This window comes from Mycobacterium sp., assembly GCF_004298145.1.
In the GTDB taxonomy this organism is placed as follows: Bacteria; Actinomycetota; Actinomycetes; order Mycobacteriales; family Mycobacteriaceae; genus Mycobacterium.
Genome location: NZ_SCRH01000042.1, coordinates 79,085 through 92,728, shown reverse-complemented (window position 1 = coordinate 92,728; position 13,644 = coordinate 79,085). Strand labels below are relative to the sequence as shown.

At 62.3% G+C, this 13,644-nt stretch carries 10 protein-coding genes; 4 read left to right on the top strand and 6 right to left on the bottom strand.

Annotated features, from left to right (window positions below):
- The first annotated feature begins 409 nt into the window (after positions 1-409).
- On the top strand, positions 410-976 hold the full coding sequence (locus EPN51_RS17280; RefSeq protein ID WP_293044733.1) for a methyltransferase domain-containing protein: 567 nt from the start codon (positions 410-412) through the stop codon (positions 974-976).
- Here the strand turns inward: EPN51_RS17280 and EPN51_RS17275 are convergent.
- Positions 932-1,624 carry a hypothetical protein gene (locus EPN51_RS17275; RefSeq protein ID WP_293044731.1) on the bottom strand — a complete coding sequence of 231 codons (693 nt, stop codon included), beginning with the start codon at positions 1,622-1,624 and terminating at the stop codon, positions 932-934. The genes EPN51_RS17280 and EPN51_RS17275 overlap by 45 nt on opposite strands.
- 340 nt (positions 1,625-1,964) lie before the next feature.
- On the opposite strand from EPN51_RS17275, the gene EPN51_RS17270 reads away from it, so the two are divergent.
- From EPN51_RS17270 to EPN51_RS17260, 3 genes are all read left to right on the top strand, one after another.
- Positions 1,965-3,218, top strand: a complete 1,254-nt coding sequence (locus EPN51_RS17270) for a glycosyltransferase (protein WP_293044729.1) — start codon at positions 1,965-1,967, stop codon at positions 3,216-3,218.
- Positions 3,219-3,460: 242 nt separating this feature from the next.
- On the top strand, positions 3,461-5,338 hold the full coding sequence (locus EPN51_RS17265) for a hypothetical protein (RefSeq protein ID WP_293044727.1): 1,878 nt from the start codon (positions 3,461-3,463) through the stop codon (positions 5,336-5,338).
- 1,015 nt (positions 5,339-6,353) lie between these two features.
- Positions 6,354-7,610, top strand: coding sequence for a glycosyltransferase (locus tag EPN51_RS17260; protein WP_293044725.1), 1,257 nt, complete (start codon positions 6,354-6,356; stop codon positions 7,608-7,610).
- Positions 7,611-7,634: 24 nt separating this feature from the next.
- Here the strand turns inward: EPN51_RS17260 and EPN51_RS17255 are convergent, their stop codons facing one another.
- From EPN51_RS17255 to EPN51_RS17235, 5 genes are all read right to left on the bottom strand, one after another.
- Complete coding sequence (locus EPN51_RS17255; protein WP_293044786.1) at positions 7,635-8,390, bottom strand: class I SAM-dependent methyltransferase; 756 nt, start codon at positions 8,388-8,390, stop codon at positions 7,635-7,637.
- A gap of 162 nt (positions 8,391-8,552) precedes the next feature.
- The gene (locus EPN51_RS17250; RefSeq protein ID WP_293044723.1) at positions 8,553-9,359 is read right to left on the bottom strand and encodes a TylF/MycF/NovP-related O-methyltransferase; all 807 of its coding nucleotides are present in this window, start codon (positions 9,357-9,359) and stop codon (positions 8,553-8,555) included.
- A gap of 98 nt (positions 9,360-9,457) precedes the next feature.
- Positions 9,458-10,744, bottom strand: coding sequence for a glycosyltransferase (locus tag EPN51_RS17245; protein WP_293044721.1), 1,287 nt, complete (start codon positions 10,742-10,744; stop codon positions 9,458-9,460).
- 417 nt (positions 10,745-11,161) lie between these two features.
- The gene (locus EPN51_RS17240) at positions 11,162-12,430 is read right to left on the bottom strand and encodes a glycosyltransferase (protein ID WP_293044719.1); all 1,269 of its coding nucleotides are present in this window, start codon (positions 12,428-12,430) and stop codon (positions 11,162-11,164) included.
- A gap of 121 nt (positions 12,431-12,551) precedes the next feature.
- Positions 12,552-13,358, bottom strand: coding sequence for a TylF/MycF/NovP-related O-methyltransferase (locus EPN51_RS17235; protein ID WP_293044784.1), 807 nt, complete (start codon positions 13,356-13,358; stop codon positions 12,552-12,554).
- Between the last annotated feature and the right edge of the window lie 286 nt (positions 13,359-13,644).

Genomic DNA, 13,644 nt, shown 5'->3' with positions numbered 1-13,644 from the left:
CGTTCGGCTAGCCTCACACGCCGCAGCCGGCCGACCAAGGGACGGGAGCTGCCCGGCCAGGCCCTCCTGAAAGTCTGGAAAATTTACGGTAAATATGGAACAGGTGAGGTTCTCACTCGCATGCGAGGACGGTCGGTTATATCCAACCTTCCGAATGCGCGAACGGTCATGCTCCGGGGCAGCCAATAGGGCCCGATGTGCATTTGCTTCAAACCGGCAATCATACGAAAGGTATATGCACACAATGATGGCGGAAAAAGAGGCGTCGAATTCACGGCCCACAACATTCGTCTCGACGACGGAAGTTTTACGAAATCCGAGTCCGCAGATTTATTAGCGGATCACGCGTGGTGCGCATCGGCCCGCGTATCCTGAGCACTGTTTTCCCAGCGACAAGGATAATATTCGCGTGGCGGACGGCGGTTGTCTCGAGGGTGGATACCCTGTTGAGTTCGCTCGCATGGAATTTCAAGTTTTGGGTATCGAAGTGCGGAAGTCGAACGTAGCGGCGTGCAATTACGCCCAGTCGAAGACCGATCTACCACAGTTGGAGTTCGTCCGAGACAATGGGTGGAATATCGATCGGTGTGGTCGCTTTGACGCCGTCTTTTGCTGCGGACTTCTCAACCATCTCGATCACCCGAAGCATTTCCTGGAAGAGGTTTTCGCCGCAATGAAGAAGCTGCTGATTTTACAGACACACTTCGCACTCATCAGCGACAACGACAGAAGACTCCGTCTACCTACACGGGTGCGATGGTTTACCGACCGCATATTGAGAAAGATCACACCGACAAAGTTCGTCCTTTCGTCCCCCGCAGAGAACGAAGGACGTCCTGGACGCTGGTACACAGAATTCGTCGATCAACGACTGTTCCGCAAGAGGGAAAGCGCCAATGCGTGGGGCGACGATCTCGCACTTTTTTGCATACTACGGTCGGGAAAAAATAAAGGCATGATTCTCGAAATTAGGTAGCCGGCCGAATCTGCCACAATTCTTTTTGTACAGCAGCTTGAAACCGAGTTGAGCGATCTTTGATTCAAGGTCGGCGTCGGTGATGCCCCACTGCCAGATGTCAGGTGCGTCGCGCCATAGCTTACCGTGATCCGGATGTTTCTGATCGAGTTTTTCAAATAAATTTTGATACTCGTCATGGTGACCGTGGGGAACGTTGAGCGTGTACTCCGTTTCACCCAAATCCAACAGCCTGACCGTTCTTTCCGAACCCATCCACTGCTGGTTATAGATCAATAGTGAACGCACATTTTGTGCGTACATCTCTAGGATTTGGTCCCAGTCCGGCGATACCTGGTGCAGCAGTACGTCGAATAGCAAGATCGCATCAACGTTCCCGACGTCGTCGACGACCATCTGGTCACCGAAATTTCCGCTGATGAGCCGGAGTTGCGGATATGACTTCGCCCTTGCGATAACAGTCGGCGTCAAGTGCATATCGACCAATGCCGCGTCTGCCACCCGGTGCTTATCCAGCGCATGAAACGTATACGCGCCTTCCACTCTCCACACACCGCCGAGATCCGCGAACGACTCGATGCCAAGAGACGAGAAGGCCTGATCGATGAGCTTGATTTTATCTTTGACAACCCGACGAAATAGGCGCATGAATTCGCCTCCTCCAGACTATCGTGATCGTCGGTTTGTCCGACCGATAGGCACAACAGCTCGTTCCGCTGTCGGAATGGCTTTCTGCGCCCTCCGCTGGCTCACCCTACCGCGGCCGGCCAGCGTCAACTCGCTTCATTTGGCTTTCTGGGCCGGGCTCGGCATCGTCCCGGCTCAATCATCGGGGGCGCTGTCCTCGTCGGCCCAGCGGTGGGTTTGGCTGCCGGATGACACGCGACCACCAACCGGCGCCAGCAGCAATCGCCTACCCGACGATCGAACAACCAGACATAATGACCTCTGCCGTCGCCTACCCGCACGACCACCGGAAGGATTCGTCGTGAAATTTGCCCTGGCGAGCTATGGAACTCGCGGCGATGTCGAGCCCTGCACCGCTGTGGGCCGCGAACTGCAGCGCCGCGGACATGACGTTCGCCTGGCCGTCCCACCCAACCTGGTCCCCCTCGTCGAGTCGGCCGGGCTTGCGGCGGCCGCCTACGGGCCCGACCAGCAGGACGGCTTCTGGGACACCGACTTCCTCGGCAAATTCTGGAACTTCCCGGAGGTGCGGAGGCGGTGGCGCGAAGCCCAGGACATGCTCACCCAATCCTGGGCGGAGATGAGTACCACCCTGACATCGCTGTCCGACGGGGCCGACTTGGTGTTCACCGGCCCGGGGTTTCCTGGGGTCGCGGCGAACGTGGCCGAATATCTCGGCCTTCCGCTGGCCACGATGCATTACTTCCCCATGCGACCCAACGGCCGGCTCGCTCCAGGCCTGCCCGCACCGCTGGTCCGCTCCGCGATGACAGCGCTGGACTGGACCCAGTGGCGGGTGACGAAGAAGGCCGAGGACGCGCAGCGCCGCGCCCTCGGCCTACCGAAGGCGAAAGGTCCCGCGCCGCAACGCATGGCCGCCCGCGGCGCGCTGGAGATCCAGGCCTACGACCAGGTGTGCTTTCCCGGGCTGGCCGACGAATGGGCGAAATGGAATGGCCGGCGGCCCTTCGTCGGAACCTTGACCATGGAGCTGACGACGGAGGCAGACGACGAGGTCGCATCGTGGATCGCCGCGGGAACACCCCCGATCTGCTTCGGTTTCGGCAGCACGGCGGTCGATGCGCCGGCCGACACGATCGCCATGATCGGCGAGGCCTGCGCCCAGTTGGGCGAGCGGGCGCTGGTGTGCTCCGGCAAAACCGATTTCACCGGCGTTCGGCATTACGACCACGTCAAGGTGGTGGGTGTGGTGAATTACGCGGCGGTCTTTCCCGCGTGCCGCGCGGTGGTGCACCACAGTGGCGCGGGCACCACGGCCGCGGGCCTGCGCGCCGGGGTGCCCACGCTGAGCCTCTGGAGCATGAGCGATCAGAAGATCTGGGCCGGCCAGGTCGACCGGCTCCGGGTGGGAACCGCCCGGCCGTTTTCGAGCACCACTCGAGAAACGTTGGTCGCTGACCTGCGCCGGATTTTAGCTCCCGACTGTGTCGCCCGCGCCCGCGAACTTGCCGCGCGGATGACCAAACCCGCCGAAAGCATCGAAAGAGCCGCCGACCTCGTGGAGAAGTTCGCCCGCGTGAGGCGCGTTGACTGATTCAAGAAAGGCCGCGACGGAAGTACCAAATTTGAGGTCATGCTATTCAGCCCAGCATGAGGTCTGCTGGCGGCTATCTGCTGCACGCTCGCGACATCATAATTCCGGTCCATTCACCCTGCCGCAGCCATCATCGAGAAAACTGCCAATTCTTTCGAAGCAATTGATACCTTGCGGGTATCGCGGCATTCGCGTTGCTACCCGAAAGAACGGTAGGGCACGTGATGAGATGGTGCTCGACAATGGCATGGGGCGCCACCCGTTGGCAACGGAGCCTAGCAGCGGTTCTCGCTGCTCTCATTTTCTCGCCACAGTGGTCGGTCGATGCCATCGTCGGACTCGATCCATCTTGGGAGGCCGGGCTTGCCCTAGCACAGATCCGTCATCTCTCGTGGGGGCCGGAACTGGTCTTCACGTACGGCCCCCTCGGGTTTCTGCAGACCACCGCCTACTACTCGTTCAATCAGTCGCTGTTGGCCACGATCTACCAGCTCATAGTTGTCGCCGCCCTATTTCTCGGCGTCGCGGCCGCACTGCGGCACCACCACGCGGCGACGACCTCGCTTATCGGCGCGTTCATAGTGACCGGCATCGTCGCGATCCTCCACATCGGCCCTGTTGGTGCACCAGGCATGCGATACCCGGAGCTCGCCGTGCTCGCGGCATTCGCGTGGGCGGCGGAATCCGTGTTGCGGCGAGATCCGAGGCGCTGGCCAGTGTTCACGACCTGCATCGGACTCGGCGCAGTGGCAGGATTGCAGCTGTTAGTGAAGTTCAACACCGGTCTAGCCATCGCGGCGATCGCGCTGGCGTTGTCGGTGTTGCGCGACTGGAAGGCCGTCGGACGCCATTGCGCCACGGTGGCCACATTCGCGGCGTTCACAATCATCTGGTGGCTCATCACCGGTCAGCGGCTCGGCGACCTGCCTACCTGGCTCAGGTCAAGCGCTGGCGTGGTGTCGGGGTACGTCGAGATGGCCATTCCCCTTCCCCCGCCTGCCGTTATCGCAGTTGGGGTGACGCTCGCCTGGGTCGCAGCGCTATGCGTGATGTTTCTACGTGGCGGCCCGGAGATCCCGCGCAGCTTCGTCACGCTCGTCGGCCTCGCGACCGTATACGACGGCCGAATTGCGTTCGGACATTTCACCGAAACGCATTTCTACTATCTGCTCGGCCTGATCGTTGTTGCGGTGGCCATCACTCCTTTGCCGGGAATCCGTGGCCGCATGTTCATAGCGGTTACGACGACCATTGTCTTCGCTTGTATTGGCGTATCTCCCGGTGTCTACTACCGGGCCGTGGCGGCAATGCGGGGACCCGCACAAGCGATCGATCGCCTAGTCACATTAGCCGTGCCAGGTCGACTCGACCAACGCATCCAACAAGCTAAAGCGCGGCAGCGCGCTCTTTATGACATCCCTGAAACCTTTATCCAAACTATCGGGGCGTCGACAGTCCACATTGATCCCTACGAGACTTCGGCCGTATGGGCCTACGACCTGTCGTGGCGCCCGACGCCTGTCTTCCAAACTTATACGGCCTCAACGCCTGGCCTCGACAACATAAATAGCGACGTGCTCGCTGACGGACCCAAGTTCGTCCTGTCCCGCCGATCGTCGGCCTCACCCGCCGTCGACGTCGGCGGGCGCCTCGGCGTACAAGAATCCCCCCGGTATTCGCTTGCGCTGCTATGCAACTACACGCTGAGCGGCGTCGAGGGCCGCTGGGCGCTTTTCACCAGAAGCAAGCCCCACTGCGGGCCGGCTACAGCCTTGTCGCAGGTCGACGTGCCCCGCGACGGCACGGTGACCGTCCCTGCCCCCACCAGCCCAGACATGGCAGTACTAGTGGGGGTCGATCTGAAGCCGACCGTGCTCGACCGACTCTTCCAGGGAAACGTCGCCTCGCTGACGATCTCCACGGACGTACTCGATGGAGTCACCTACCGCCTGGTGATTAAAAACGCACCTGTGCCATTTCTTCTCAACACCCCTATGTCGGTGGACGGCACAAACCTTCAGATCCATGCCCACACAGTGGGCGTCGGCCGTACGCCATCGCTGGGGCAGAGCGCCGTCAATGCACGACTTCGTTTTTACGAGATGCGCGTCGAACGGTGATTCATATACCCGGCCGACCGGCGCGCCGAGGCGCGGGCCTGATTGTGCTGTCACGCGACAAAACATTCGTGTCGCGAGTTCCGCCATATTTGGGCACCGTCTGTCCGCCTCACTTATTATTCACACGTATGGGGCGGCTGATCCTCAGTACCCTCGCACTACTGCTCGCGGCGTGCGGAAGCGCAACCGATACAACCGCGACAGTGAGTACCTCGCGAACTGGCGCTGTGGCGCCCACCGCTGCTCAAACGGTTGGTCAAACTCTCCCTCCGCCGGCGGGCCCGAAGACCGTAATCTATTCTTTCGGCATACCGTTGGTCGTCATCGACAGTGACGGCACTTATGTTATCGGCCTTGACATTCCAGAGGGCAAGTACCGCAGTGCTGGTGGGACCACGTGTTACTGGGCGCGGCTACGTAGCCTTAGTGCAAGCGACATAATCGAGGAAAAGACGACCGGTGATCCACAGGTGGTCGGTATCCGGGCAAGCGACACCGCTTTCTTGACGCGGAACTGTGGAACCTGGCAGATGATTCCGGGGTTCTAACAGTTCCCGAACCTTTTCCGGCCCTAGTTTGCAGTCGGACTTCGCCAAGTCGCTGATGGCATCGACTAAGCGCCATTTACGCGAACGGCGGCGCGCATCGCCAGATCGGCGGCGAATACCGGGGGCCTTCCCAGACGTTTGGCCACCTTCCGCGACTCGGGCAGCTTGCCGCGGAGCGCTGGTGCAGCTCCCTTTGTCGCGCGCGAATTTCGCAGCAAGCCTTCCCATGGCTTCGACATTTGCTCGGATCCTCAAGTGGTGGGGCGGCATGGGCGCCCCACCGGCTGCGCCTCGTCGAATTGGCTCCTTATCTACGGGCAACTCTGATTCCATACCGCTCGCCTACCCCGCAGAGCAGGTTGTCTGACCTGCGTACATGGCGATCCCCGAACGGCCAGTCCACGGAACCGGCAATAATGGCCCCGACGTGGCCTATAGGCAGGACAACCGGAAAGGCAGGATGTGTCGTGAGATTTGCCCTGGCGAGTTACGGAACTCGCGGCGACATCGAGCCGTCCGCCGCCGTGGGCCGCGAACTGCTGCGCCGAGGGCACGACGTTCGCCTGGCCGTCCCCCCGGAACTGGTTGGCTTCGTCGAGTCGACCGGCCTGGAGGCGGTTCCCTACGGCCCCAAGGTGCAGGAGTTCCTCGACGAGGAATTCCTGCGGAACATGTGGACAGACTTCTTCCGCAATCCGATCAGGCTGGTACTCAAAGTCTGGGACCCGATCATCAAGTACTGGGACGACGTGGGCACCACGCTGACGTCGCTGGCGGACGGGGCCGACCTGTTGGTCACCGGCCTGAATTTCGAGCAGGCCGCCGCCAATGTGGCTGAGTACCACGACATTCCGTTGGCCTCGTTGCACCACTTCCCCATGCGCGCCAACGGCCGGCTGGTGCCGAGCATCCCGTCGCCGTTGGTGCGCTCGACGATGACGACGATCGAGTGGCTGTTTTGGCGCTCGACGAAGAAGATCGACAACGCGCAGCGCCGAAACCTCGGGCTGCCCAAGGCAACACACCGCTCGCAGCGTCGGATCGCCGAACGCGGTTCACTCGAAATCCAGGCCTACGACCAGGTGTGCTTCCCCGGCCTGGCCGCGGAATGGGCGAAGTGGGGCAGCCGCCGTCCGTTCGTCGGCGCGTTGACGATGGAGTTGACGACGGACGCCGACGACGACGTCGCATCGTGGATTGCCTCGGGAACACCACCGATTTGCTTCGGTTCGGGGAGCATACCGGTCGAATCCCCCACCGCCACCGTCGAAATGATCAGCGCAGCGTGCGCGCGGCTGGGCGAGCGGGCGCTCATTTGCTTCGGCGGCACGGACTTCAGCGATGTGCCGCATTTCGACCACGTCAAGGTCGTCGGCCCGGTGAACTACGCGTCCGTCTTTCCCGCCTGCCGCGCCGTCGTTCATCACGGCGGTTCGGGCACCACCGCCGCGAGCCTGCGCGCGGGCATCCCCACCCTGGCCCTGTGGAGTTCGGCCGACCAACCGTATTGGGCGGCCCAGATCAAACGCCAGAAAGTGGGTACCGCCCGGCGCTTTTCAGCCACCACCCCGGACTCACTGGTGGCGGACCTGCGCACCATCCTCGCCCCGGAATACGCGACCAGAGCCCGCGAACTCGCCGCCCGGATGACCAAACCCGCCGAGAGCATCGAAACCACCGCGGACCTCTTGGAAGACGCCGTCCGGCGGAAAGCGCTTGGCTGAGGCCGCTTTATCGCAGCCCGGTTCTCAGCGTGCCGGCTTGATGAGCAGGCCCTGACCGGTGGGCAATGTGCAGATCTTCACACCCAGTTCGCCGGCGACCTCGTCCATGGCGACGCGCTGTTCGTCGCGTCCGCGATTCGCGTAGTCGTCCAGCAGCACGAAGGCACCGGGGGTGAGTCGCGGCCAAAAGAAGCGCAGCGCAGCGACTTCGGGGGGAGCGCAGTTCATGTCGATGTGCAGGTACGCCACCGACTTCGCATCGACCTGCTCGAGGGTCTCCGGAACGGCGCCGACGATGATGCGGTGGTTTTGCCATTGCGCGAAATTGGCGCGGACGCTGTCAACCCCGTCGACGTACATCCCGTTGCGCAGGTGTCCCGCGCTCGTTTCCAGCGCCCCGGCCTGGCGTTCGTTGTCGGTGACGAACCGCGGGTCGAGACCGGCGAAGGTGTCGAGCAGGTAGAACGTCTTGCCCAGCCGATCCCAATCGAGGTACTCCATGATGGCGCTGCTCAAGAACCCGTAACTGACGCCGCACTCGACGAAATCGCCCTCGAGCTGGCTGGCGCTGGCCGCCGCCCACAGCCCCACGTGCACGCGCCATTGCCACTGGTACCAATCCTCGTTGCCGAGGGATCGGGCACCACGTTGGTAGGCGCGTTGGAATTCGGGGTCATCGAGGAACCCGTGAAAGTTGTTGAAAGTGATCAACGCGTCGTTGGCGTAGACGTCGGGCAGCAGCGTGCGCGCGAGCCAGTATTCGGTGCGCACCCACCACATCCTGAGGCGGGTGCCGGTTGTCAGCCCTGTTGCCACGGCGGCAACCTTAACACTGGCGCGCACCGCGTCCGCGGGAAACGGAAACGGTACGCCATGATCGTGTTCCGCCCATCCTTCACCGGAGGGCAAACCATCTCGTACACTTAGAGATTCAGCGTTCTCTTACGACTTGCGCCACAGCACGCCGGTGCCGTCGATCTCGACGATCTCGTCAGTCACCCCATGCTTGGCGCGATAGTCCGTCACCGCCTGCGCGCACGCCTTGATCGCGTGGTAGTCGTCGACGATGCAAAAGCCCCCGGGCGACAACCGCGGGTAGAGCGCATCGAGCGCCTGAATCGTCGACTCGTAAAGGTCACCGTCAAGCCGCAATACGGAAATGCGATCGATCGGGGCGTCCTGCAGCGTGTCCTTGAACCAGCCCGGGAGAAAACGCACCTGGTCATCCAGCAATCCGTAGCGCTCGAAATTCGCCTTCACGTGCTCTTGCGGCACACCCAGGATGCGCGCGTGACGATGCAGCCTGATCCCTTTATCCGCCTTGTAGTTGACGGTGTCGGGGGGCGGCACTCCGGCGAACGAATCGCACAACCACACGGTTCGCTTCTCGTCTCCGTGGGCCGCCAACACGGCGCGCATCAAAATGGAGGCGCCGCCGCGCCACACCCCACACTCGACCAGATCGCCGGGGACGTCCTCTGCCAGGACCGTCTCCACGCAGTGCTGCAGACTGGTCAGCCGTTGCATCCCGATCATCGTCAACGCGTCCGCCGGCCAATCCAGGCCCAAGTCACGCGCCTGCTTGTTGAACGGGCGTTTGCGCACCAGTAGCAGGTTGCGGGTACTGAACAGGGGACGCCCCAGGCGGTACAAACCCACCGGCACCAACTCGTCGCTGCCGTACCGGGTGAGGTCACGCCGGAGCAGATCGAGGTATGCAAACCGCGTGTCGTGATCGGTCACGGCCAAGACTGCCCCTTACTCCGCATGCCAGTACTACCAGGTAGAGAGCCTAGACGTCTATCGACGCCGTTAATGCGTTTCGCAGTGTACCCATCGCCGGCGCCTCAGCGACTTCGCTCTGCTGGGACGCCGGGGACACAGCGGCCCGAACGGGCGAATTCTTCCAACAGATCGACGGCATGACCTGCGCTCTCGGCGGGTTTGCTCATCCGGGTCGCCAGCCCACGGGCGTCGGCGAGGTATTCGGGCGCAAGGATTTTCCGCAGGTCCGCCACCAGCGTTTCGGGCGTCGTGGCCGAAAACCGCCGAGAGGCGCCCACCTTCAGTTGCTTGATGTGAGATCCCCAGAGCGGCTGATCGCCCGCCGTCCAGAGGATGAGCGAGGGTATTCCCGCGCGCAGGCCGGCGGCCGTGGTGCCCGAGCCGCCGTGGTGGACGACCGCGCGGCAGGCGGGGAAGATCTTCGTGTAGTTGACCACGCCGACGACCTTGACGTGATCCAACTGGGGGACGTCGCTGAAGTCGCTCCAGCCGGAGCAGATCAACGCCCGCTCCCCCAGCTCCGCGCAGGCAGCGGCGATCATTTTGACCGTTTCGGCGGGCGATTCGGCGACCGGCATGCTGCCGAAACCGAAGCAGATCGGGGGCGTGCCCCGGGCGATCCACGACAAGACCTCGTCATCGGATTCCGTCGTCAGTTCCATGGTCAGCGAGCCCACGAACGGCCGCTGGCCGCCCCACTTGGCCCATTCGTCGGCCAGCCCCGGGAAGCAGACGTCGTCGTAGGCCTGAATTTCCAGCGAGCCGCGTTCGGCGATCCGTCGCGGCGAGGCAACGGTGGCGGTCGGCAGGCCGAGCTCACGCCGCTGCCGATCCTCTGCCTTCTTGTTCATCCGCCAGCACATCCAGTCGTAGACCGCCATCCCGGTGCGGACCATGGGCCCGGGCATCCGCGGAATAAGCCGGCCGTTGGGACGCATCGGAATATAGTGCAGCGTGGCCATCGGAATGCCGTAATAGTCGGCGACGTTGATCGCCAAATCCTGGTAAAGCTGGCCCGTGAACAGCAAATCGGCCCCGGCTCCGACCGACATCAGCGCCGAGCTCATTTCCTGCCAGTTCTGCAGTACCGGTTCCCAGGCTTCCCGGATCAACGTGACCGGGCCCCGAAGGAAGTTCTTGAAAAAGTCCCGGATGAACTCGTCGCTCCAAAAGTCATGCATATCGGGCCCGTAGGCGATCGCCGGGAGGCCGGCCGCCTCGGCCAGATCGACGAGATTGGGCGGAACAGCCATGCGCACCGAGTGGCCCCTGCGCATCAGTTCACGACCGATGGTAAGGCAAGGCTCGATATCGCCACGCGTTCCATAGCTTGCCACAGCAAATTTCATCGCGACTGTTACCTTAATCAATCTCTGACAGCACGGGCAACTTTGACTGCGGCGTTTCCGCTCGGTAATCTGCGGCCCGGCATTGGCCCTGGGAGTCGGTCAGATTCATTGGTTGTTGTTGTTTCGCAACGGATTCGGCGTGCCGCGACCACCGCGAACAGCAACGGCGCACCGAAACAGCCGAGTGCGACAAAGCCAACCTCATCGGCCCCTTCCCCCCGACCGTAGAAGTTTGACGACCCATGGGCAGTGTGGTTCAAAGCCCAAGCGTCGTCGCCCGATCTTCCCGTCAGTCTGCCAGACGATCGACATCGTGTCCCGAAAAACGGGAAGTCGGCCCGGATGCGTCACCATACGAAATCCGGTAGCGGATCTAGCTATTATCCCAGTACAAAGACACCGAATCTGTTTGCCGCGTCAGGCACGACTGCGCGAGCTGACAAACTTCTCCACGACATCGGCGGCCTTGACAACGCTGTCGGCCGGCTTCGTCATCCGGGTGGCGATCTCGCGTGCGCGGCGCGCGTAATCGGGGGCGAGAATCCGGCTTAAATCCTTTATCAAGGATTGACGATCGGTGGCCGAAAATCGCCGTGTGGTACCCACTTTCAGCCGTTTGAGCTGAGCACCCCAAATGGTTTGATTGGCATCCATCGACAGGATCAGGGTGGGAACCCCGGCACGCAGGCTGGCGGCGGTGGTTCCCGAGCCGCCGTGATGAACGATCGCGCGGCAGGCGGGGAAGATCGTCGCGTAATTCACCGGGCCCACCACCTTGACGTGATCGGCAAGCGGAACGCCGCTGAAGTCACTCCTGCCGGCACAGATCAGCGCCCGCTCGCCCAGCTGCGCGCAGGCCGTGCTGATCATTTCGACAGTGTCAGCCGGAGATTCGACCGGCATGCTGCCGAAGCCGAAGCAAATCGGCGGTGTGCCCGCGTGAATCCAGGACATCACGTCGTCGTCGGCCTCCGTGGTCAACTCCATCGTCAGCGTGCCGACAAAGGGCCGCAGGCCGTCCCATTTCGCCCATTCGTCGGCCAGCCCGGGAAAACAGGCCTCGTCGTAGGCCTGGATTTCCAGCGATTCACGGTCCGCGATCCGCCGCGGTGACGGCCCTGTTGCCTTGGGCAGGCCCAGTTCCCGGCGCTGGGTGTCCTCGACCTTTTTGTTCAGGCGCCAGCAGTACCAGTCGAACGCTGTCATCGCCGAGCGGGCCAGCGGCGGCGGCAGGATCGCAACAACCTGACCGTTGGGCCGCATGGGGACGTGATGCAGTGTGGCCAACGGAAGGTCGTAATACTCCGCGACGTTGGCGGCGGGCTCCTGGTAGCTCTGCCCGGCGAACAGCAGATCGGCACCGTCCGCCAGCGACATCAGCGTCGCGTTCATCTGCGCCCAGCACTGGTCACTGAGGTCCCACATCTCGCGCCACATGCCGCGCATCTCCCGGATCTTCCAGAACCCGCGGAAGAAAGACGTCCAGAAGTTGCGGTACACATCGAGCCAGGCCTGCGATTCCAGCCCGTACGGGACCGCGGTCAGCCCCGCCGCCTCGGTGAAGCTCACCGAGTCGGGTGGGACGGCCATGACCATCTCGTGCCCTCTGCGCTGCAGTTCGCGGGCGACAACCACGGAAGGCTCGATATCGCCGCGCGTTCCATAGCTGGCCAGCACACATTTCATCGCGAATCCAGGCCCTTCGGTTGCGCCATCACAGTGATGCACCGATCACTTTAAATATCGACGAATCCTCGCAGCACCGGTTTGCGCGACTGTACCGGTGACGAAATCGGGGCCGGGGTCTTCATGGCTTGCGCCACAGCACGCCGGTGCCGTCGATCTCCTCGATCTCTGCGGTCACGCCGTGTGCCGTACGGTAGTCGGCCACCGCCTGCCGACATGCGTCGATGGCGTGGTAATCGTCGATGATGCAAAACCCGCCCGACGACAGCCGCGGGTAGAGGGCATCGAGAGCCTGGATCGTCGATTCGTAAAGGTCGCCATCGAGCCGCAACACGGCAATGCGATCAATCGGGGCGTCCTGCAGGGTGTCCTTGAACCAGCCCGCGATGAAACGAACTTGGTCGTCGAGCAACCCGTAGCGCTCGAAATTCGCCCGGACTTGTGCTTCGGGGACCGCCAGCACTCCGGCGGCACGATGCAACCTGATGCCTTTGTCCGCCTCGTAATGCGCGGTGTCGGGGGGTGGCACCCCTTCGAACGAATCGCATAGCCACACGGTTCGCTTGTCGTCTCCGTATGCGGACAACACGGCGCGCATCAAAATCGACGCCCCACCGCGCCACACCCCGCACTCGACCAGATCGCCGGGCACGTTCTCGTCCAGAACCGTCTCGACACAGTGCTGCAAACTGGTCAGCCGCTGCATCCCGATCATCGTCAAGGCGTCCGCCGGCCAATCCAGGCCCAACTTCCGTGCGTGCTCATTGAACGGGCGCTTGCGGACCAGCAGCAGATTGCGGGTATTGAAAAGTGGGCGGCCGAGGAAATTCCATCCCACCGGCACCAACTCGTCGCTGCCGTACCGGGTGAGGTTACGTCGCAGCAGATCAAGATAGGCGGATCTGGTATCGAGGAACGGAGATCGCATGTCACGATCGGTCACGGTCAAAGCTGCCCCTTGGTTCAAATGGTTCAAATGAAAGACTGGCGGTAATGACCTCGACACCGCCGCAGCCGTCAATGAGTTCGCAGTGGTCCAACAAGCTCGCCTGACGGCCTCCTTGACCTGTCCCCCCGCGCCTACCGGCTGGCCCAATCCTTGCCCCTACCGGGGAGTAGCAACCATCATAGGCTTCCAATGGGCACTACCTTGATGCCCGCGGATGCCGATTCGCAACGGGGAGGCTGAACTGCCCGCGTTCTCAGGTGTTGCG